Below are 19,191 nucleotides of genomic sequence, written 5' to 3'. Positions count from 1 at the left end.
GTTAACGCAATGATCGGATGATCGCCATGGGTTCCCCAGCGAGCTTGCATTACATCGCCTTGTGACGGAGATGTCGGCTGGCCAGTCGAAGGACCTACCCGCTGTACGTTGGCAATCACGATGGGTACTTCAGCAATTGCTGCATAGCCTAAGAGTTCTTGTTTTAAAGAAAAACCAGGGCCGCTAGTAGCGGTAAGAACTTTTTTACCAGCTAAAGAAGCGCCGATAATAACGCCAATCCCGGAAATTTCATCTTCCATTTGGATAAACTTGCCGCCTACCTGAGGGAGGCGTTTTGCCATTAATTCGGCAATTTCAGTGGACGGCGTGATAGGGTAGCCGCCAAAAAAACGAGCGCCAGCAGCGATAGCGCCTTCTGCGCAAGCTTGGTTGCCCTGCATCAGGACAGTTGCCATAGAGAGTCACTCCTTTATTTTTCAACGAAAATAGCGTAATCCGGGCAGCGCAGTTCACACTGTTTGCAGCCGATACAGCTTGCTTCATCGACAATTTCCACTTTTTCTACTTCATTGACTTTAAGAACCTGTTTCGGGCAGAACGCCACACAGATCCCACAGCCTTTACAACGGTTGATGATTTGCTTCAGTTTCAATCTGTTCACCTCCAACCAAGAAAGTGGGGGCGGCGGCTTAGCCGCCAAGCCCTTATTCTACATCAAAAATTTTACCGGGATTTAAAATCAAGTTAGGATCTAAGGCCTTTTTAATTGCTTTCATCGCAGCAAGTTCTACAGGGTCCGTAAATTGTTCCATGAGCCCTTTCCGTTTATAACCAATACCATGTTCACCAGAGAGTTTGCCACCAAGGCGATAAACTACGGTATATAGATCATTTTGGAAATCGGCAATTTTCTTCGTCCACTGTGCATCAGGCACATCGCCCTTCAAAATATTCAAGTGAATATTGCCATCGCCAGCATGACTAGCTGTACGAGTCACAAGACCATACTTTTCACGCAAGATAGCGATTTCATGCATCATGGGAGCAATTTGATCTACCGGTACAACAATATCTTCTTTTGCTGCTGTCAAGCTTTCGTGGCGTACCGCTTCCGCAAAGGACTTGCGGGCCCGCCAGATTTTTTGTGGATCAGCTACCAAAACGCTCAATGCGCCATTGTCGGTGCACAGTTCGTCGAGGGTCACACTCTTTTCATCAAGCTGATCTTCTGTATCTGCTTCTACTTGAATAATGACATAATTGCCATTATCGCTGTGCGGCAGTTTTTCATTCAAAAATTTCTCTACGCTTTGAATCGTAATCGTATCCATAAACTCCACGCAAGTCGGCGTAATGCCAGCTTTGATAATCTTGCCGACAATATTAATAGCCGATTCTACGTCAGGGAAAATCGCTAAAAGATCGATAATATTCGCCGGTAGAGGTTTTAATTTAAGAGTAATTTTTGTAATAATTCCCAAGGTACCTTCTGAACCAATAATGAGCTGCTCTAAATTGTAGCCTGTAGTGTTTTTTTCCAGACGACCGCCTAAAGTGGTAATTTCGCCATTTGGCATAACGACTTCCAAGGCATAGACTTGATGTCTTGTCGTACCGTATTTTACGGCTTTGTTGCCACCGGCATTTGTTGCTACATTACCGCCGATAAAGCAACTATCACCGCTGCAAGGATCTCCAGCGTAGAAAAGATTCTTTCCTTTTACTTCTTTCTGGAATTCTTCCGTTCTAACACCTGGTTCAATCACTGCATACAAGCTGTCTTCATTAATTTCTAAAATACGGTTCATTTTTTCAATGCTAAGCACAATTCCGCCCAGTTGCGGTACAACGCCGCAAGCTAGACCAGTACCGGCTGCGCGAGGTACTAAAGGAATCAGATACTTATTAGCCAGTTTCACAACAGCGGAAACCTCTTCTGTTGTTTCTGGCAATACAACTACATCAGGCATATGAGCATATTGACTGTCAGGAACCTCGTCATGGCTATAAGGTTCCATGATATCAGGATCAGTAATTACTTTTTTGTCACCCAAAATCGATTTCAGTTCCGCAATGACCTCAGGAGTTACTTTATTGTACTTTTGCATGTTCCATCTCTCCTCATCTTCATATACACATGACGCAATTTTGTGTCTATGTCTATTATAAAGTGTTACAGAGATTTTGTAATTGAAAATGGGACGAATCTGCCGCAAAAATAGACCAGTTGTTAAAAATCGGCGCCCAACTGAGCCAAGTTCTGCAAACAGTAAAAAAATTCGTTTTATTATGGATACATAAATACCAATTTTTTTTCGCCCATGCATACTTCTTGCTTTAAAAACCAAAACTTCCAGCATTTAGCTGGAAGTTTTTTATCAATCAAGAAATATGAACTTGTTTTTATGCAACTCGTACAAGTAAGAAAAGCATCTTACGATTCGGCTGCTGATAAAGGAGTGTGACTAACTTTATCGTAAGCCGTCTGCTTTATGCCTTTTTATTTGATTAGCGAGTTCATTCTACCATATCTTTTTTATCAGGACAAGTACTTTTTTTATTTTTCTGAACCGACAAAATTCTCCATAATCATCAATTTGAAACAAGGAAATACTGTTATCTTATAGAAATAAAAATAAAAGAAAATAATTATGAATTATATTTTATTCCTTTTTTCGTAACTAATCGGTCCCTCGAATTATTTTGAAATCAGGAGGTATGATTATGTTTGAAAAGAAAAAAAGCGTATCGATCACGCCAGGATCTTATTCTGGCAAAGATCCCATTACCAAAGCCTTTTTAGATACAAACCAAGACTTATTAGGTTATCTAACAGCGCTAAAGCCAATTATCGAACAACACCACAACGACATTACTGACCGTTTTTACCAGCGGATTTTAGAAGTTCCCTCAATCCGAGAATTTATCCAAAATCATTCTACTGTAGAAAGGCTGAAAAAAACCTTTCATCAGTTTCTCCCGCTCCTTTATGAAAGCAATATTACCGAAGAATATATTGCTAGAATGCGATTAATTGGCAATAAGCATAATGATATTAGATTGCCAGTGTCGTGGTTTATTTTAGCCTTATCCAACTTAAAGCGAATCTTGATCCCTATGATTCTAACTACCTATGGATCAAGCCCGAAAGAATTAGAAAAAATCCTGATAGCCTTCGACCAACAGCTCCAACTGATTCAGTCAGAAACGGTAAAATCCTTTACGGAGTGTCATACCTTAGAGCTCGAGGAAAAAATTAAAGCGGAAGAAGCCATGTTAGAAAAGCAAAATAAACTCTTATTACATGTGAAAGATTCTTCCCATGTCCTAGCGTCAGCAGCGGAGCAAACAACGGCCTCGGCTTCCCATATGGCTGTATCCGTCCAGAATATTAAAGATTCCTGTCATCAAGCAAAAGAAGAATCCAATCAAACCCGCCTAACCGCACTGGAAGGCGATAAAGTCATTAAGTCGACTCTGTCACAGCTTTCTGCAATGATTGATTTAAATATGGATGCCCAGAAAAAGGTCAGCCAGCTTGATGCTACATCAAAATCGGTTAGCAATATTATCGAAACAATCACCTCCATTGCCTCACAAACGAATCTGCTGGCCCTTAATGCCGCCATTGAAGCGGCGAGAGCTGGCGAGTCAGGTCGCGGTTTCGCCGTTGTAGCCGATGAAGTTCGTAAGCTTGCCGAACAAAGCCGCTCAGCCGCTGATGAAATTGCCCATTTAATTCGCCAAAACAGCGAGTCAACCGTAGAAGTTGTCACAAGTATGGCCGATCAAGCCACAACAATGGAAAAAGTAGGGCAGGCTGTAACGGAAAGCTCTGAGCGTATGACGCTCATTGCTAGTTCCATTTCGAATAATTACAATCAATTGGAAACGATAAATAACTCCGTAAATGATTTATCACGAAATTCCCAGGAAATTGAACGAGCAGCTAGTGAAGTGGCCACCTCGGCTTCGGGCCTGTCTCGCTTAGTCGAACAATCTAATTATTAAAACAGTAATGATTTCTCCCGTTTTTTACGATACTTTTAGTAGGAGGAATTTTATGGCCGAAGAACTAGCAATCGAAACAAAATGTCTTTCTTGTGATGGTACAGGCTGGCAAAACGGTCAGGAATGTCCACACTGCAAAGGTTCGGGAACGATTTTAACCGAAGAAGGAAAAGCGCTGATTTATTACTTAAAAGAATGTATCCGCATATCGGAACATTAAGCATAAGCAATGATTCTAAAGGAGGGATTTACTATGATTTATACTCGTACTGGTGATAAAGGAACAACTAGCTTACTTGACGGAACTCGTATCCGTAAAAACAGTATTCGCGTTGATAGCTATGGCACCATTGATGAATTAAATTCGTTGCTGGGCTTTTCCAAGCATTTTATCCCTGATAAATTAATTGTGGAAAGAATTCACACTGTCCAGAAAGAACTCTTCTCTGTAGCGGCAGAATTGGCTGATCCAGAAGGGAAAAACTATCCATCCCATCTTGGTGACGAAGAAATTAAACGATTTGAAGGCTGGATTGACGAATATGTAGAAAAAATCAAACCAGAACCGCGTTTCATTGTTCCCGGCAGCAGCCAGGCCTCAGGAAGTCTGCACGTATGCCGCACCGTCTGCCGCCGCGCTGAACGAATCATGTTATCGCTCGATGAATTAGAGCCAATCAATCCTTATCTGATTAAATATGTAAATCGACTTTCTGATCTGATCTATATTTTCGCTCGTTATCTTGAAGATACCCAAGAACTCGTCGAGTTCAAAAAATAAATTAGGCGGTGCCCATTATGCCAATTGTTACAGGTCTCACACCAAACACAGGGAAATATACCCTAAAAACTACTAGCGAAGATGCTAGTACTGATTCAACTAAGACTGGGACTTCCTCATCGAAGACAGCCACCAGCCTTGATTCCTATTCTTTTTCACAGGAAGCTTTGTCACTCGCCAATTATTTATCAGATGACAAAGACGATGACAGTACAACCTTAGCTGACATGCTAACAGAAAATCAAACAAAAGCATCCAGTCAACTGACCAAAGAAATGAAAGCGAGCGGTAAACTTACCAAAAACACTACCGACTCCGATACCAATACCAATCAAACCTTGGCGGATTATATGTTCCAAGATAGTAAAGACAGCAGTTCGTCCTTGTACCAAATCCTCACTTATGGCCAAAATGGCGCATTAAATCTTATGCAAAAAAAATAACAGAACGAACTAAAACGCCCTTGCTTCTACGCACTCGAAGCAAGGGCGTTCTTTTATTTATCTTTTTCCGGCTGAGGTCCTGGTAATTCATATTGATAAAAGCTTAAATCAAGCCAACGATCAAATTTATAACCAGCCTGTTTTACGGTACCGCTAAAAGTAAAACCCAGTTTTTCATGCATAGCAATACTGGCGTCATTCGCCGCATCAATCCCAGCTACAAGCGTCTTATAGCCTTGTTCTGCGGCAAGGCGGATTAGCTCTTGTAACAACTTCGTTCCTACACCACTTTTACGATACTGCTCATCGACATAGACAGAATGCTCTATGGTATAGCGATAACCAGGCCAGTCACGAAAGGGTCCATAACTAGCAAATCCAGCGACCTCGCCGTCTTGCTCAAAAACTAACACAGGAAAGCCCTTCTGACACTTCTTATCAAACCAGAATTTTCGCTCTGCTAAAGAATGTTCTTGTTCATCATAAACAGCAGTCGTATAAAGAATTGCATGATTATAAATCTGAGAAATTTTCACCAAATCAGCCTCACAGGCGCTGCGAATCATTCCTATCCCTTCTTTTCTTATAAGCTTTATTTATTCTCGAAACATAGACGAACGAATCATACCATTGTACAATAAACAAAAATACTGTATCGCTATTAGGAGGGAAACGAGTGACTTCGCTAAAAAACACATCGAAGGCAACGGCTTGTGCCGCTGTTTCTGCTTATAAACCAGAACAATCTTGGCTCTTATTTCATGACGAACAATTGATCGTCAAAGGGAGCGATGGAAATTTTACACTACCCCAAACCAAAGATCTTATTGGACTGACCGGTTTTGATACACCGCAGTCACTTACAGCCTTAGACGGACAGACCTATTATACGGCTTCGGCTAATCCCCAAGTCTTGCCAGAAAATTTTCATTGGAAAACCTTGCGCCAGCTAGCGGTGAATCCGGCTCATCCCATTACCCAAGCAGCTTATCATATCTATCACATTACGCATTGGCTTAAAAAAAATAAATTTTGCAGTTGCTGCGCTGCACCGCTTACCTCTTCGCCAACCGAACTCGCTCTAGTCTGCCCAGCCTGCAAAAACATAGTATATCCTCGTATTTCACCAGCAATTATTGTAGCTGTAAAAAAAGATAATAAAATTCTGCTCGCTCAGGGAAGCCGTTTTAAAACCCCCATGTTCAGTACGTTAGCTGGCTTTGTCGAAGCAGGTGAAACCATCGAAGACTGCGTACGCCGAGAAATCCGCGAAGAAGTGGGCATTGAAGTAAAAAATATTCGCTATGTAAGTAGTCAACCCTGGCCATTTCCTGATTCACTGATGCTAGGCTTTACAGCTGAATGGGCCAGCGGCGAAATTCAAATCGACAATGAGGAAATCCTCTCTGCCAATTGGTTTGACGCAGATCACCTTCCCTTAATTCCAACACCTGGCAGCATTGCTAGGCAGCTGATTGATTCCTTTGTAGCCGAACAGAACGGAAAAATCAATCAGAGCCGCTAACTTCAGCAAAGTTTATTTTATCTATTACGAAGTTTAAATTTATCATCCATTGTTTCTTCTAAGCGATCTGTAGCATTGCCAGGATCCATCGAAATCTTAGCAATATGAGCAAGCATTTCCGGCGTTAAAGTAAAGTCAACAGCTGCAAGCGATGGTTCAAGCTGCGCTAGATTTCTTGCCCCGACAATGGGCGCTGTAATCGCCGGATGAGACTGAACCCAACGAATTGCGAGCGTAGCCGGATGAACGCCAAGCTTTTCGGCATAGGCGGCAAACTCTGCCGCAATCTGATAGTAAGCAGGATTGCCATAACGTTTAGCATACTGTTCTTTCTCAGTAATTCGCCCTGTAGCTCCAGCTGCTTGCTTCGTATATTTTCCCGCTAACAATCCCGCGCCTAACGGACTATAAGGAATTACTGATAAATTTTCCGACAAGGCAAGCGGCAAAATCTCCACTTCCGCCTGACGTTTCACGAGATTATACATCGGTTCAATACATTCAAAGCGCGCTAAATTTCTTAATTCCGCTATGCCAAGCGCTTTGGCAATTTGCCAGGCAGCCCAATTACTTACGCCAAGATACAGCACCTTACCTTGTCTCACCAGATCATCAAGGGCGCGGAGCGTTTCTTCCATAGCAACACAGGGATCAAAGTGGTGAATGAAATACAAATCAATCCGATCGGTTTGCAGACGGCGCAGGCTTTCTTCCACTGCTGTCATGATATGTCGGCGCGATGATCCCAGTCCGTTCACATCCTGATGAATCCGCTGCGAAACTTTTGTTGTTAAAACAATATCATTACGGCACTCTTTCATCAGATTCCCTAAAATAGTCTCAGCTCTGCCGCCGCCATAGTTATTAGAGCAGTCAAAAAAATTAATTCCCGCCTCGCGACAACGATAAAATAGCTGCTTTGACTCTGTTTCATCGGCTTCCGAACCAAAAGTCATTGTGCCAAAACATAATTCCGATACGAGCACGCCAGTTCTGCCTAATAACTTATATTCCATCTCTTTCCCCTCCGATTGTTATAATAAAAAACGTTGCTATTTTCGCCTTATTTCCTTTTAATTCCTGCCTATAGAAAATGATCCTTCTGAAACCTTCTAAAAACACGCTACTACCGACACTTTCATATGCATAATCCAAAAAATAAAAAGGGCCTTAACGGCCCTTTTTATTTTTAGACTTTAAATTTGCTAACAGCATTTTGTAGATTTTGGGCAAGCTTAGCAAGATTCATGCTGGCCGAAGCAATTTCTTCCACTGAGGCTGACTGCTCTTCCGTAGCTGCCGAGATGGATTCCGCTTCCGTAGCTGTTGCCTTGCTCACTCCGGTGATGCTTTGCACTGCATCTACGATATTTTCGCTGCTGCTCGCTAATTGCTGTACCACTGCGGAAATATCGGTTACTTGACTTGATACATTGTCAATCAAACCGCGAATCTCATCAAAGGACTTTCCAGCTGTCTGGACAACCTGAGCGCCAGTTTTTACTTCATCAGAGCCTTTATTCATAGCGCCTACGGCTTCTTCTGTATCTTTCTTAATTTCCGTGATCAACCCGGAAATTCGTTTTGCTGCTTCTTTCGATTGCTCCGCAAGCTTACGAACTTCCTCGGCCACTACTGCGAAGCCTCTGCCTTGTTCGCCTGCTCTAGCCGCTTCAATTGCTGCGTTAAGAGCTAACAGGTTTGTTTGTCCGGCAATCGCGGTAATGTCTTCCACAATCTGACCAATCTCTTGAGAGCGAAGGCTAAGCTTATTTACTGCCTGAGCCGCATTCACCGATGTTTTCTCAATTTCATTCATCTGATCCACTACTTTGCCCACAGCTTCGCTGCCTTTGAGAGCTGAGCGAGCTGTATTGTCGGCAATTGCTGCAACTGCTGTGGCGTTGCTTGCGGCTTGTTGAACGCCGCCGGACATTTGCGTTACTACATTGAGCGTATCGGCTGCGGCCGAAGATTGTTTATTCACACCATCGGCTACGGCAATAACCGATACAGCTACTTGATTTGATGCCTGAGCTGACTGTTCCGCATTGGCTGTTAATTCTTCCGATGCGGCGGCAACTTGCTGCGCATCATCAATGACTTCGGCCATAATTGTTCTGAGGTTGGCGATAAAGGCGTTGACGACTTTTGCTAAATCACCGACTTCATCTTTGCTGTATATGGGGATTTCCTGGGTTAAATCGCCGCCTTTTTCCACAAGATCACCTAGCGATTTTTCCAAAGTTCTAAGAGGCCGTACCACCGATAAAGCAATGGCTACCGCGATAATCGTACCGCTGATGGCACTGATGATCGATGCTGCAAGTAAGCTGATTTTGCTATAGGAAGCGGCTTGGATGCTAAGAGCAGCTGACTCTTCCGCACCAGTTTCGTTAATTTTCACGAGTTTTTGTAACAGCTCATCCATTTCATTTACGAGGGGACGACCTTTGACAAACTCACGATTGGCTCCAGCAAAATCATTTTTGCGGGCATATTCTTTGATTTTTCCTGCAATACCTTGATATTCTTGCCATCTGGCTACAAATTGCTCGTAAGTTTTTCTTTCTTCCGGGCTGCTAATTAAGGCTTCGTAAGCAACTCGGTCTTTCTCTACTTTTTGCTGCCTGTCCGTAATCAGTTGATCTAAACGATCCATAGCTGCGCTATCTGATTCGAGAGCAAAAGCGTAAAGGAATCGGATGTAGTTTAAGAAATTATCATTGATTTTGCCAACTGCTTTAATGCTGGGAACCCAATTTGTAGCAAGTTCATTGACTTCACTTTGTGCTTTATTGAGCTGGTAGAATACGAAGGATGAAGAAAGTATGCTGATTAGAATTACTAAGGAAAAACCTAACGAAAGTTTCTTTTTTATGGTCATGGGGATCGCCTCCTCAATCGTTTTTTATTATTTTTTATTCTTATTTTGATAACCTAGCTATTAATTATAGATACTTGGTTTGAATTGAAAGAGTGAAAAGGATGATTCGATCATATTTTTGATTTGGTCATTAGTAACTGTTTTCGTATGGGGAAGAATTTCATCGACGACAAGAGCCAGACACAGACCATTTGATTCGATTAAAATCACCCGCTTCGTATCTGACACTTCTTCCCTCGTATCTCTAATGACGGGAATGGAATCGCTTTCAGCCAATCCCTCTAACCACTTCTCATGAATCATACCTGTAACGATTTCTAGTGGAATTCCATATTCGGCAGCGCCCCAGCGAAACATGAGCAGCTCTTTCTTTTTCATAAAATCAGCTCCTTTCCGGTAGCTCGTCTTTCTTGTTGTTGTTGTTTTCTTTTTCCTCTTGAGTATAGTGTAATAGAACTAAAGTGAAGTTACTTCTACCAAAAGATATATTTTATAATAATTATTATTTAATAAAAAACACAGATAACATAAAGGTTTAACAGCATTTTGAAAGCAATGAAAAAACTATACCAAAAGTTATAGAAAACAATTCTAGTCATGAATCACCCCATTGATCCGCAAAAATAAAAAAAGCCCCACCTCAGCCTCGCGGCCAAAGTAGGGTGCTCACTCTTATTCTGCCAATTCTTTTATATAGTTCCTCCCAATGCTCGAATACGGGTTTTAGCCAACTCAACAGCTGCTTTATCATCAGGTATATTCACAATAAGACTACGATAGTTATCAATAGCCTCCTGATATAGCTGCTTTTGTTCATAGGCAATCCCTCTGTTAAAATAAGCCTGTTTATATCTTGGATTTAGTTCAATCGCCTTATTATAATCAGTAATAGCTAAATCAAGCTGTTTCTTTTTAGCGTATTCTAGTCCTCGATTTTGATAGGCATAAGCATAATCAGGATCGATTTCGATTGCTTTACTATAATCGGCTATAGCTGAGTCTCCCTTGTTTAATTTCGCCAAAATATAGCCGCGCCAAGCATAGGCAAAAGCATACTTAGGATTTAGCTCTATTGCCTTATTAAAATCGTTCAATGCTAAATCAAAATTTTTCTTATTGGAATAGGCTTCGCCGCGCTTGGCATAAGCAACAAAGTCATTAGGGTTATGATTTATTATATTTGTTAAATCATTAATTACTTTATCATTAGGGTTAACAGCTGGTTGATCTTCCACTGCAAGTTTTGCTTCGTCAGGAATCGTAAACGACTCAATTTCATCATACTTACTCATCGTCATGGTCATATGCATCTGCATATTGCTAAACAGATCTTTTAACTGTTGCTTTTTTTCAGTAGGTATCGTAGAGCCTTCGGCCAATTTCCCCCCAAACCTTTGCATAAAATCAGACAGATCCATAACCACGCGGGACAGAGTCATCGATTTTTTATCTATGGTAATCGTATAAGTTACATCGCCAATGGAACTTATGAAGTCATCCTTTAAATTCATTTTAGCTAAACCTACAGTACTCGCATTGTTTTGTAACGTCTCTTTAATAAATTTTCCATCCATAACAGCTTCTATCACAATAGTATCTTGGTCTTCGCTTGTTATCCTAGCACTTTTTACTTGCTTGAGAAAATTTTCATACTCCTTATTGGGAGTAACTGATCCAATTAATGAGGATTGTTTATGCCACTTGCCATCGGTATAAGTATATATCAGTATTTTAGGGCCTGATTGCTCCATGTATTGAAGCAATGTCATATGTGTCTGGGAGCTTTGAATAAGCTTTTCCTTATCACTGACTGAAAACAATATATCTGTTTTATTTTTGGCTAATAATGGATTACTGAAAATATCCATATCAATGTTGATTGTGCTATTCATATTCTTTCCCTGCGTATTCATAGCCATATCAATTGCCATAATCATATGGTAATTCTTAGCGAGTGCCATCTTTTGCTGAGTCATGGCCACCATTTCTTTAGCACGATCTGGCGATTCTGCCGCAGCAATGGAAGTAATCAACGAAACGATTAAGCAAAGCACAACTGCTATAGATAAACGAATTTTTAGCATATACTCCCCTCCAAATATAGAGATATTATAGCTTAAACAGTGCCGCCTAAAGCACGAATTCTAGTTTTAGCATTTTGAATTGACTGTATATCCTGATGTAATACATTCATAAGTAACATTTTATATGTATCAATGGCCTCTTGATACTGCTGCTGTTGTTCGTAAGCTGTACCTTTATTAAAATAGGGCTTAGTGAAAGTGGGATCAAGTTCAATTGCTTTACTAAAATCCACAATAGCTAGATTATATTGCTTTCTTAAAAGGTATATATAGCCACGGCTATTATATGCAATCGCATAGTTAGGGTCACACTGTACGGCTTGATTATAGTCCTCAAAAGCTAAATCTATTTGATTTTTTATATTACGGTTAAGATATCCTCTCTCTAGGTAGGCAGCGGCGTAACGAGGATTTATTTCTATCGACTTAGAAAAATCACGAATAGCGTCATCATAGCGTTGTTGATTTTTATAGGCTATGCCGCGCTTATAGTATGCAACTGCATCATTGGGATTATTTATAATTGCTTGGGTCCAGTCAATAATCGCTTGTTCATTAAGGTCAACACTCACTCGTCCTTCACTGGCAAAAACTACTGAAATACTGCTTAAAACAATGACAAGTACAACAATTAAAACTCTTTTCAAAAGAATTCCCCCTCATCATTTAAACAAATTCCCTACTCACTACATTATCTATTTTTTATAATATTCCTTCAATACAGTTTTATCTAGACTATCCCCAAAACACAAAAGAGGCTTTCAGCATAATTGCTGAAAGCCTTGTATTTATTGGTGACCCACCGGGGAGTCGAACCCCGAACCTACTGATTAAGAGTCAGTTGCTCTGCCAATTGAGCTAGTGAGTCATAATGGCTGGGGTACTAGGATTCGAACCTAGGATGTCGGAGTCAGAGTCCGATGCCTTACCGCTTGGCGATACCCCAATAGACTAACTTAACTATCTTCATGACACCTTAATATTATAGATCTTTATTTTTTTTATGTCAAGTCTAATTTGAAAATTGCTACTTTGAAAATGAGATACTTGACTAAAATTTGTCGCTAATAAAAAAAACTGGCAATGAACTAAGCTGATTTTTCTCAGTCTAGCATAATTGCCAGTTTACCTATTATTTTTCACTCGCCAAAGCCGCTTTCTACAAGCTCGGCCAAAGTTTTCACAGCGGCTTCTTCTTCATCGCCCGTAGCGCGAATCGTCAAAACCGAACCGCAGGCAGCGCCAAAGCTCATCAATGCTAAGATACTTTTCGCATCAACTTCCTTATCTTCTTTGCTTAGCTTAATGGTAGTCGTTTTAAATTTTGCTGCCGCTTGGGTAAATTGCGCCGCCGGACGAGCATGAAGCCCTGAAGGATTTTTCAAAGTAACTGTTGCTTCTTTCATGATAATTCCTCCTCCCATTTTCTTTATTCTAGCAATGAATAAATCGTTAGGCAAGTCCAAATATAGCAGTACTCGAGTTTACAACATACTATATAAAAATAACCAAAAAGGAGCTTTATAATGCGAATTCATTATTATAATCCTTACTTTACCCATTGGCCGGTACTATCTACAGGCTATTATTATTATGCTCCTTATACGTATATCGCGCCGCTTGGAACAGCTTATCCTTCCCAGACCATGTACGGCCAGGTTTCCTATCTTCCATCAGATTATAGTGATATTCTATCAGTGGCCATTGCCAATAATCTCGGTACTATTCCCACTTTTCCTCGTTACTTTCCCAGAATTCGCCGCAGATTTCGTTACTAACAGCAAAAAAAGACAGAGAAAGATTTTTTCTCTGTCTTTTTTTATTATATATCGAGGTTTCGTACCGTATGGGCATAGTCTTCAATAAATTTGCGGCGAGGCTCTACCTTGTCGCCCATGAGCACTGAGAAAGTTTCATCGGCGCTAAGGGCGTCATCAAGACTAACCTGTAAAATGGTACGTACTTCCGGATTCATAGTTGTCGTCCAGAGCTGCTCTGGATTCATTTCGCCAAGACCTTTGTAGCGTTGTACATTAATACCGTCGCGGCCGATTCGATTGAGTAAATTGTCCATTTCCTTATCGCTGTACAGATACCAGCTTTCCCGGCCCTTTTTTACCTGATATAAAGGCGGCTGCGCAATATAAATACGGCCTGCTTCAATCAAAGGTTTCATATAGCGATAGAAAAAGGTTAACAGTAATGTCCGAATATGAGCACCGTCTACGTCAGCATCTGTCATAATAATAATTTTGCCATAGCGACTTTTTTCCAGATTAAATTCTTCACCAATCCCATTACCAAAAGCCGTAATCATGGAACGAATTTCTTCGTTATTTAAAATTTTATCAAGACGAGCTTTTTCTACATTGAGAATTTTTCCGCGCAACGGCAATATTGCCTGGAAGCGGCGGTCACGGCCTTGTTTCGCGCTGCCGCCAGCCGAATCACCTTCGACGAGATAAATTTCTGTCTGCATGGGATCTTTGATCGAACAGTCAGCTAGCTTGCCTGGCAGCGAGCTAATTTCCAAGGCGCTTTTTCGTCTCGTAAGTTCTCTGGCTTTACGAGCCGCTTCTCTGGCCCTTGAAGCCATAACAGCTTTTTCAATAATCTTTTTAATGACCGAAGGATTTTCTTCAAAAAACTCATTCAGGCCTTCGCTCACAATATTATCGACAATTCCGCGCACTTCGCTATTGCCAAGCTTCGTTTTCGTCTGTCCTTCAAACTGAGGCTCCTGCAGCTTAACGCTCAACACCACAGTAAGACCTTCACGAATATCATCGCCACTTAAGTTTTCATCATTATCTTTTAATTGATTCAGCTTGCGGGCAAAATCATTAATGGTCCGCGTCAAAGCAATTTTAAAACCGCTCAAATGCGTACCGCCTTCATGCGTATTAATATTATTAACGAAGGAATAAATATTTTCAATATAGCTGTCATTATACTGAATAGCAATTTCCGCAATCGTCGTATCTTTACTGCCATGAAGATAGATTGGCTTCGTATGAAGCACATCTTTATTGTGATTTAGCTGCTCCACAAAGGATATAATGCCGCCTTCAAAATGATACTTTTGCTGTACGCCAGTTCGTTCGTCAGTCAAATCAATCGCAAGCCCTTTATTGAGGTATGCTAGTTCTCTCAAGCGCTGACGCAATGTATCAAAATGATAAACAAGATCTTCAAAAATTTCTGCATCAGGCTTAAAGGTTACTTTCGTACCCGTTTCCTCAGTCGGCCCAATTTTTTGCAACGTTTTTACGGTATCGCCCCGTTCAAAGCGCATTTGATATTCAAAGCCGGCTCGCTTCACCGTAACTTCCAGCCATTCGCTTAAAGCGTTTACAACAGAGACACCGACGCCATGAAGACCGCCTGATACTTTATAACCTTCCCCGCCAAATTTACCACCGGCGTGAAGAACTGTCATAACAACTTCCACAGCAGGTTTCCCGACTTCATGCATATCAACAGGGATGCCGCGGCCATTATCAGATACAGTAATACTGTTATCAGGATGAATCAACACATGGACTGTATCGCAGTAGCCAGCTAGAGCTTCGTCAATGGCATTGTCAACGACTTCATATACTAAGTGATGGAGACCTCTTGACGAGGTACTGCCAATATACATACCAGGACGCTTACGAACAGCCTCTAATCCTTCTAGAATCTGGATCTGTTGCGCGCCATAATCCCCATTGACTGTTGTCGTAATTTCTTCTTCTGCAAAAAGCCCCTCTGTTTCCGGTCTTTCATTCGTATCGTTGCTCATAATTACCTCCAACCTTTACTTACTCTTCTTCTGACTCTGGTACATGATCAGCTCGTTTTTTTAAAGTTAAAGCCGAAATAGCTGATAAATAAATTTTTTTATCAGTAATGACAAAACTTTTAGGATTTCCCTCAGAAATGTCAATAACAACCTTTTGACTGCGTTTTGCCTTAATAAATTCTTGATTGATTCCTGATTTTACATTTTTCATATCAGTAATTGCAATGACATTTTTCAGAGGAACTACGTAATCACTGCCGAGGTGTAAAAACATATTTCTTCCTCCTGACTTTGCGTAAGGTTCTTTCAATCAGAGCCTGATTCAACTGATCTGGTTTGGCTCCTGTAAGCAGCATAACTAGTGTTTCTTCTGTCAGAGGCGGCGGATTGGTTTCAAAAATCTTTTGCGAAAACTTTTCGATAAGCCGCTCTTTGGCTTTGTTATATTCAAACTCACTGGCTGAAAGAAATTTGTTTAACTCACGATAAGCCAGCCAGGGAGCGTCATAAAGAAATTTATAGACCACTTCAATTTTATCATGCTTAGACTGAAGCGAACAAATAAAGCAAGTCGCTTCTTCTTTAGGACAAAGTATCCCGCAATTAGGACAAGGATGATAGCCTTGCTGTTCTTTATAGCGCTGTAACCTCTTTTCTTTTACTAGCAAAGAAAAAAGCTGTTTTTGCAGCGGCTCTGACTGAACCTCGCTAATTAATGCGCGAATTTCTGTGACATCCTCTTTTGATAAAACAATTTGATTCAGCTTCCGCTTTAACGATAAATCAGGCTGTTCATTCGTATCACCAGCAATGATCTTCACAGCGCCCGGCTGAAATTTAATATCTTTAAGGAGCTCCAATTGGGCAAATTGATTAATCTGACGAATCAGCTTTTCCTTCATCAAGGACAAATGGTGCATCCAAACAGGATTATTTACGGCGACAAAGAGTAACCCAAATTGAAGCGAAACAGGCCTTGTATGTTGAGCAATATCACTGCCAACAATCTCCCCCCAACGGTACATGACTGTTTCAGCGCGAAATTTTTTCGTAAGTCCAAGTTTCTGAAAAGTTTTCGGCAATACAGCAGCTACTCTTTCCATACAATCGCCCCCTGATTGACGCGATATACTTTACCGCCGTAGTTTTCAGGAAAATCCCTGTCATCGGTGGCTGTAATAAAAGTTTGAATCCGGTCTTTTATAAAGTCCAGTAAATAAGCGCGGCGGCTCATGTCCAGTTCGCTCATGACATCATCTAAGAGCAACAGGGGATAGCCGCCTGTTTCTGACTTAATGTATTCAATTTCCGCCAGTTTTAAGGCAAGAATCGCTGTACGCTGCTGCCCCTGCGAAGCATAGGTCTTCGCATCAATCTGATCAATAAAAAAATCAAGATCGTCCCGATGGGGCCCCACAGAAGTACTGCCACGCCAAATATCTTTCTGACGGTTTTGCTCTAAGCAGTAAGAAAGCCAATCTTTGATTTCTTCTCGTTCTACCGGAATCTCATTTCCCTCAAAACCTTGAAGTACATATTTCACCGTAAGAGTCTCCAGGTTTCCCGTTAGTTTTCGATGCATTAAATGAGATAGCATGGCAAGCTTTTTCATAGAGTTCAACCGTCGATTGACGATATAAGAACCAACTTCCGCTAACTGCAAGTCCCAAGGCGGCAGAAGGTTTTCCGCCGCTTTTCGTTCGCGAATTTCTTTTAACAAGTTATTCCGTTGCTGCAGCAAGCGATTGTATTTGATAAGCAGTTTATAATAACTGGAATTTGTTTGAGAAAATTCAATGTCAATAAACCGACGCCGAAGCGCCGGTGAACCTTTTAATAACAAGAGGTCATCTGGAGAAAAAAGCACAGCATGAAACAAACCGACTAGCTCATTTTGCTTAATCGGCGTTAAGTTGAGAAAAATCTCTTTTTTCTTGTGTCGGGTATACCGAAAAGTAACCTCATGATCGGTTTGTTCGGTAGAAAAAATGATTTTCACTAAGCTCTGCGTCTGATCAAACTGGATCAATTCTTCATCATGGGCTGTCCGATAGGACCGTCCCAAAATCGCTAAATAGAGCGATTCTAGTAGATTTGTTTTTCCCTGGGCGTTTTTTCCGATCAACAAATTGATGTTTTCAGGAAAAATAAGTTCTACATGACTGTAATTGCGGTAGGCTGTCAATATTAGGCGTTCAATTCTCATAACTCACCCTGTAACGATTTGATAAGTTCCGACGCCCTCGATCGTAATAATATCGCCAGCTTTTAACTTTTTACGTTTTTCCGTAACAAGCTGGTCATTCAAATAAATCATTTCATCAGCGAGCAAAAGCTTGACTTGACCGCCCGATTCCACAATGCCTGCCCATTTTAAAAATTGATCAAGTTGGATTGTATCTGTGTTAATTTCAATAGATTCCATAACTTCTCCTGCTTACGTTCTATCGTTTTAGTCCTTAGTTTGCTCTTACAGGCGTAATAATATAAGTATATTGATCATTTGCTTCCGGTCGAATCGCAGCCGGACTAAGCGGTGTATTTAAAGAAAAGATGACCTGTTCGCTATTGCTATTTTTTAAAATATCACTGACATATTTTGCATTAAAAGCAATATCCAGTTCATTCCCCTTAATATCAGCAGTAATAATTTCCTGAGCTTTGCCGAGCTCTGGATTGGCAGAAGTAATTACAATCTGATTGTCTTTGAAATGGAATTTAATAATATTATAATCACCTTCACGGGCAATTAGCGAAACACGTTCCACGGCATCAAGAAAGAGATCCGTCTTAACAGTAACGATCGTGGCAAAATCCTGAGGAATTACTTTGTTATAGTCAGGAAAAGCTCCTTCAATGAGTCTAGACACAATATAAACATCATCAAAAAAGAAGGATACTTGATTTTTCTGCCAGGAAATTTTTACATCAAAAGGAATGTCCGAAGTCAAAAGACGGGCAATTTCATTTAAAATTTTTGAGGGAATAATCATCTTGAGCATTCCTTCAAAACTATCAATGGCATCTTTTTTCAGTGCTAAGCGATGGGTATTCGTAGCAACCATGCATACACTCTGATTGGAAGCTTCTAGTAAAGCGCCCGTAAAGATAGGGCGTGAATCTTCGGTGGCACAAGCAAAGGTGGTCTTTTTGATCATTTCCCTTAGCACATTATCTTTAATATATAAGACATTGTCATCAGCAAATGGAGTTAGTACGGGGAACTCTTCTGCCGGTAGGCATAATAAATTAAAAGTTGATGTGTCAGCTGTAATTTTTATGGTTTTATCTTGTTGATCTGTTTCAATGCGAATCTTCTCGCCGGGAAGACGTCTGACCATATCTTGAAACATACGACCCGATAATACTGTGACGCCTTCTTCATCGACTTCAGCGTCAATGGTACAACTAATACCGATTTCATAATCAGTCGCCTGTAATTCAAGGCGATTATTTTTTGCGGCTAAATAAATACCGGTCAATATAGGCATAGGAGTTTTTGATGCGATTGCCTTTTGGACAGTTTGTACTGCCTTATTAAGACGATCCTGAGAACAGGTAACTATCATGTGTTATTCCTCCAAACTGTGTACGAAATAAAAGGAGTCGTTAATTTTTATAGTATAACCTACTTTTTGAAATTTGTCTGGTAGGAATTAAGCACGAAATTTTGTAAGTTATGAACAGATTTTGTGAGTTATATTATTATTTTTAA

General features: G+C 40.8%; 21 protein-coding genes, 2 tRNA genes and 1 pseudogene. 6 read left to right on the top strand and 18 right to left on the bottom strand.

Annotated features, from left to right (window positions below; translation table 11 throughout):
• The 3 genes and pseudogenes from AC0MXB_RS18030 to AC0MXB_RS18020 all read right to left on the bottom strand — a co-directional run.
• Positions 1-416, bottom strand: a pseudogene (locus AC0MXB_RS18030) (2-oxoacid:acceptor oxidoreductase subunit alpha); the annotation flags it as partial.
• 14 nt (positions 417-430) lie between these two features.
• Positions 431-607 (bottom strand): 4Fe-4S binding protein, encoded by a 177-nt coding sequence (locus AC0MXB_RS18025; protein WP_474041112.1) that lies wholly within the window; start codon positions 605-607, stop codon positions 431-433.
• 58 nt (positions 608-665) lie between these two features.
• The gene (locus AC0MXB_RS18020; RefSeq protein WP_474041108.1) at positions 666-2,069 is read right to left on the bottom strand and encodes an FAD-binding oxidoreductase; all 1,404 of its coding nucleotides are present in this window, start codon (positions 2,067-2,069) and stop codon (positions 666-668) included.
• 616 nt (positions 2,070-2,685) lie between these two features.
• Here AC0MXB_RS18020 and AC0MXB_RS18015 point away from each other — a divergent pair.
• Genes AC0MXB_RS18015 through AC0MXB_RS18000 form a run of 4 tightly spaced genes read left to right on the top strand, consistent with a single transcriptional unit; the run spans position 2,686 to position 5,196 of the window.
• On the top strand, positions 2,686-3,972 hold the full coding sequence (locus AC0MXB_RS18015; protein WP_474041107.1) for a methyl-accepting chemotaxis protein: 1,287 nt from the start codon (positions 2,686-2,688) through the stop codon (positions 3,970-3,972).
• A gap of 52 nt (positions 3,973-4,024) precedes the next feature.
• Positions 4,025-4,192: a hypothetical protein gene (locus AC0MXB_RS18010; RefSeq protein WP_474041106.1), complete on the top strand. Its 168-nt coding sequence runs from the start codon at positions 4,025-4,027 to the stop codon at positions 4,190-4,192.
• 33 nt (positions 4,193-4,225) lie between these two features.
• The gene (locus AC0MXB_RS18005) at positions 4,226-4,753 is read left to right on the top strand and encodes a cob(I)yrinic acid a,c-diamide adenosyltransferase (protein ID WP_474041105.1); all 528 of its coding nucleotides are present in this window, start codon (positions 4,226-4,228) and stop codon (positions 4,751-4,753) included.
• 17 nt (positions 4,754-4,770) lie between these two features.
• Entirely contained in the window at positions 4,771-5,196 is a 426-nt protein-coding gene (locus tag AC0MXB_RS18000; RefSeq protein ID WP_474041104.1) for a hypothetical protein, read from the top strand.
• Positions 5,197-5,249: 53 nt separating this feature from the next.
• Here the strand turns inward: AC0MXB_RS18000 and AC0MXB_RS17995 are convergent, their stop codons facing one another.
• The gene (locus AC0MXB_RS17995) at positions 5,250-5,762 is read right to left on the bottom strand and encodes a GNAT family N-acetyltransferase (RefSeq protein ID WP_474041103.1); all 513 of its coding nucleotides are present in this window, start codon (positions 5,760-5,762) and stop codon (positions 5,250-5,252) included.
• Between the two features lie 110 nt (positions 5,763-5,872).
• Between AC0MXB_RS17995 and nudC the strand changes: the two genes are divergently transcribed.
• Entirely contained in the window at positions 5,873-6,721 is an 849-nt protein-coding gene (gene nudC / locus AC0MXB_RS17990) for an NAD(+) diphosphatase (RefSeq protein ID WP_474041102.1), read from the top strand.
• A gap of 17 nt (positions 6,722-6,738) precedes the next feature.
• Here the strand turns inward: nudC and AC0MXB_RS17985 are convergent, their stop codons facing one another.
• The 8 genes from AC0MXB_RS17985 to AC0MXB_RS17950 form a co-directional block, all read right to left on the bottom strand.
• Positions 6,739-7,737: an aldo/keto reductase gene (locus AC0MXB_RS17985; RefSeq protein ID WP_474041101.1), complete on the bottom strand. Its 999-nt coding sequence runs from the start codon at positions 7,735-7,737 to the stop codon at positions 6,739-6,741.
• A 173-nt stretch (positions 7,738-7,910) separates the two neighbouring features.
• A complete protein-coding gene (locus tag AC0MXB_RS17980) occupies positions 7,911-9,608 on the bottom strand; it encodes a methyl-accepting chemotaxis protein (protein ID WP_474041100.1) in 1,698 nt (565 codons plus the stop codon).
• Positions 9,609-9,668: 60 nt separating this feature from the next.
• Positions 9,669-9,986 carry a hypothetical protein gene (locus tag AC0MXB_RS17975; RefSeq protein WP_474041099.1) on the bottom strand — a complete coding sequence of 106 codons (318 nt, stop codon included), beginning with the start codon at positions 9,984-9,986 and terminating at the stop codon, positions 9,669-9,671.
• 311 nt (positions 9,987-10,297) lie between these two features.
• A complete protein-coding gene (locus AC0MXB_RS17970) occupies positions 10,298-11,692 on the bottom strand; it encodes a DUF6612 family protein (RefSeq protein ID WP_474041098.1) in 1,395 nt (464 codons plus the stop codon).
• A gap of 32 nt (positions 11,693-11,724) precedes the next feature.
• Positions 11,725-12,339 carry a tetratricopeptide repeat protein gene (locus AC0MXB_RS17965; protein WP_474041097.1) on the bottom strand — a complete coding sequence of 205 codons (615 nt, stop codon included), beginning with the start codon at positions 12,337-12,339 and terminating at the stop codon, positions 11,725-11,727.
• A 145-nt stretch (positions 12,340-12,484) separates the two neighbouring features.
• Positions 12,485-12,560: transfer RNA gene (locus AC0MXB_RS17960), tRNA-Lys, on the bottom strand.
• Between the two features lie 4 nt (positions 12,561-12,564).
• Positions 12,565-12,638, bottom strand: a tRNA-Gln gene (locus AC0MXB_RS17955).
• A 193-nt stretch (positions 12,639-12,831) separates the two neighbouring features.
• Positions 12,832-13,098 (bottom strand): HPr family phosphocarrier protein, encoded by a 267-nt coding sequence (locus tag AC0MXB_RS17950; RefSeq protein WP_474041096.1) that lies wholly within the window; start codon positions 13,096-13,098, stop codon positions 12,832-12,834.
• A gap of 120 nt (positions 13,099-13,218) precedes the next feature.
• Here AC0MXB_RS17950 and AC0MXB_RS17945 point away from each other — a divergent pair, with 120 nt between their 5' ends.
• Positions 13,219-13,470, top strand: a complete 252-nt coding sequence (locus AC0MXB_RS17945; protein ID WP_474041095.1) for a hypothetical protein — start codon at positions 13,219-13,221, stop codon at positions 13,468-13,470.
• Positions 13,471-13,514: 44 nt separating this feature from the next.
• Here the strand turns inward: AC0MXB_RS17945 and gyrB are convergent, their stop codons facing one another.
• From gyrB to dnaN, 6 genes are read right to left on the bottom strand one after another with little or no spacing between them, the layout of a single operon-like run.
• Positions 13,515-15,476 carry a DNA topoisomerase (ATP-hydrolyzing) subunit B gene (gene gyrB / locus AC0MXB_RS17940; protein WP_474041094.1) on the bottom strand — a complete coding sequence of 654 codons (1,962 nt, stop codon included), beginning with the start codon at positions 15,474-15,476 and terminating at the stop codon, positions 13,515-13,517.
• A gap of 19 nt (positions 15,477-15,495) precedes the next feature.
• Positions 15,496-15,750: an extracellular matrix regulator RemB gene (remB, locus tag AC0MXB_RS17935; protein WP_474041093.1), complete on the bottom strand. Its 255-nt coding sequence runs from the start codon at positions 15,748-15,750 to the stop codon at positions 15,496-15,498.
• Positions 15,728-16,579, bottom strand: coding sequence for a DciA family protein (locus AC0MXB_RS17930; protein ID WP_474041092.1), 852 nt, complete (start codon positions 16,577-16,579; stop codon positions 15,728-15,730). The genes remB and AC0MXB_RS17930 overlap by 23 nt, the downstream gene beginning before the upstream one ends.
• Entirely contained in the window at positions 16,567-17,682 is a 1,116-nt protein-coding gene (gene recF, locus AC0MXB_RS17925; protein ID WP_474041091.1) for a DNA replication/repair protein RecF, read from the bottom strand. Before recF ends, AC0MXB_RS17930 begins: the two co-directional genes overlap by 13 nt.
• 3 nt (positions 17,683-17,685) lie before the next feature.
• Positions 17,686-17,901 carry an RNA-binding S4 domain-containing protein gene (locus AC0MXB_RS17920; RefSeq protein WP_474041090.1) on the bottom strand — a complete coding sequence of 72 codons (216 nt, stop codon included), beginning with the start codon at positions 17,899-17,901 and terminating at the stop codon, positions 17,686-17,688.
• A gap of 34 nt (positions 17,902-17,935) precedes the next feature.
• Positions 17,936-19,045, bottom strand: a complete 1,110-nt coding sequence (dnaN, locus tag AC0MXB_RS17915) for a DNA polymerase III subunit beta (protein ID WP_474041089.1) — start codon at positions 19,043-19,045, stop codon at positions 17,936-17,938.
• Positions 19,046-19,191 lie beyond the last annotated feature (146 nt).

It is taken from the genome of Pelorhabdus sp. sgz311001, assembly GCF_055901755.1.
Note: the sequence above shows the minus strand (reverse complement) of the source record. Positions and strands in the feature narration are given on the sequence as shown.

What these genes read in the sequence shown, in the direction of transcription:
- AC0MXB_RS18020 (WP_474041108.1), bottom strand. Translation starts at nt 2,069, where the DNA reads ATGCAAAAGTACAATAAAGTAACTCCTGAGGTCATTGCGGAACTGAAA.
- AC0MXB_RS18015 (WP_474041107.1), top strand. Translation starts at nt 2,686, where the DNA reads ATGTTTGAAAAGAAAAAAAGCGTATCGATCACGCCAGGATCTTATTCT.
- AC0MXB_RS18010 (WP_474041106.1), top strand. Translation starts at nt 4,025, where the DNA reads ATGGCCGAAGAACTAGCAATCGAAACAAAATGTCTTTCTTGTGATGGT.
- AC0MXB_RS18005 (WP_474041105.1), top strand. Translation starts at nt 4,226, where the DNA reads ATGATTTATACTCGTACTGGTGATAAAGGAACAACTAGCTTACTTGAC.
- AC0MXB_RS18000 (WP_474041104.1), top strand. Translation starts at nt 4,771, where the DNA reads ATGCCAATTGTTACAGGTCTCACACCAAACACAGGGAAATATACCCTA.
- AC0MXB_RS17995 (WP_474041103.1), bottom strand. Translation starts at nt 5,762, where the DNA reads ATGATTCGCAGCGCCTGTGAGGCTGATTTGGTGAAAATTTCTCAGATT.
- AC0MXB_RS17985 (WP_474041101.1), bottom strand. Translation starts at nt 7,737, where the DNA reads ATGGAATATAAGTTATTAGGCAGAACTGGCGTGCTCGTATCGGAATTA.
- AC0MXB_RS17980 (WP_474041100.1), bottom strand. Translation starts at nt 9,608, where the DNA reads ATGACCATAAAAAAGAAACTTTCGTTAGGTTTTTCCTTAGTAATTCTA.
- AC0MXB_RS17975 (WP_474041099.1), bottom strand. Translation starts at nt 9,986, where the DNA reads ATGAAAAAGAAAGAGCTGCTCATGTTTCGCTGGGGCGCTGCCGAATAT.
- AC0MXB_RS17970 (WP_474041098.1), bottom strand. Translation starts at nt 11,692, where the DNA reads ATGCTAAAAATTCGTTTATCTATAGCAGTTGTGCTTTGCTTAATCGTT.
- AC0MXB_RS17950 (WP_474041096.1), bottom strand. Translation starts at nt 13,098, where the DNA reads ATGAAAGAAGCAACAGTTACTTTGAAAAATCCTTCAGGGCTTCATGCT.
- AC0MXB_RS17945 (WP_474041095.1), top strand. Translation starts at nt 13,219, where the DNA reads ATGCGAATTCATTATTATAATCCTTACTTTACCCATTGGCCGGTACTA.
- gyrB (WP_474041094.1), bottom strand. Translation starts at nt 15,476, where the DNA reads ATGAGCAACGATACGAATGAAAGACCGGAAACAGAGGGGCTTTTTGCA.
- remB (WP_474041093.1), bottom strand. Translation starts at nt 15,750, where the DNA reads ATGTTTTTACACCTCGGCAGTGATTACGTAGTTCCTCTGAAAAATGTC.
- AC0MXB_RS17930 (WP_474041092.1), bottom strand. Translation starts at nt 16,579, where the DNA reads ATGGAAAGAGTAGCTGCTGTATTGCCGAAAACTTTTCAGAAACTTGGA.
- recF (WP_474041091.1), bottom strand. Translation starts at nt 17,682, where the DNA reads ATGAGAATTGAACGCCTAATATTGACAGCCTACCGCAATTACAGTCAT.
- AC0MXB_RS17920 (WP_474041090.1), bottom strand. Translation starts at nt 17,901, where the DNA reads ATGGAATCTATTGAAATTAACACAGATACAATCCAACTTGATCAATTT.
- dnaN (WP_474041089.1), bottom strand. Translation starts at nt 19,045, where the DNA reads ATGATAGTTACCTGTTCTCAGGATCGTCTTAATAAGGCAGTACAAACT.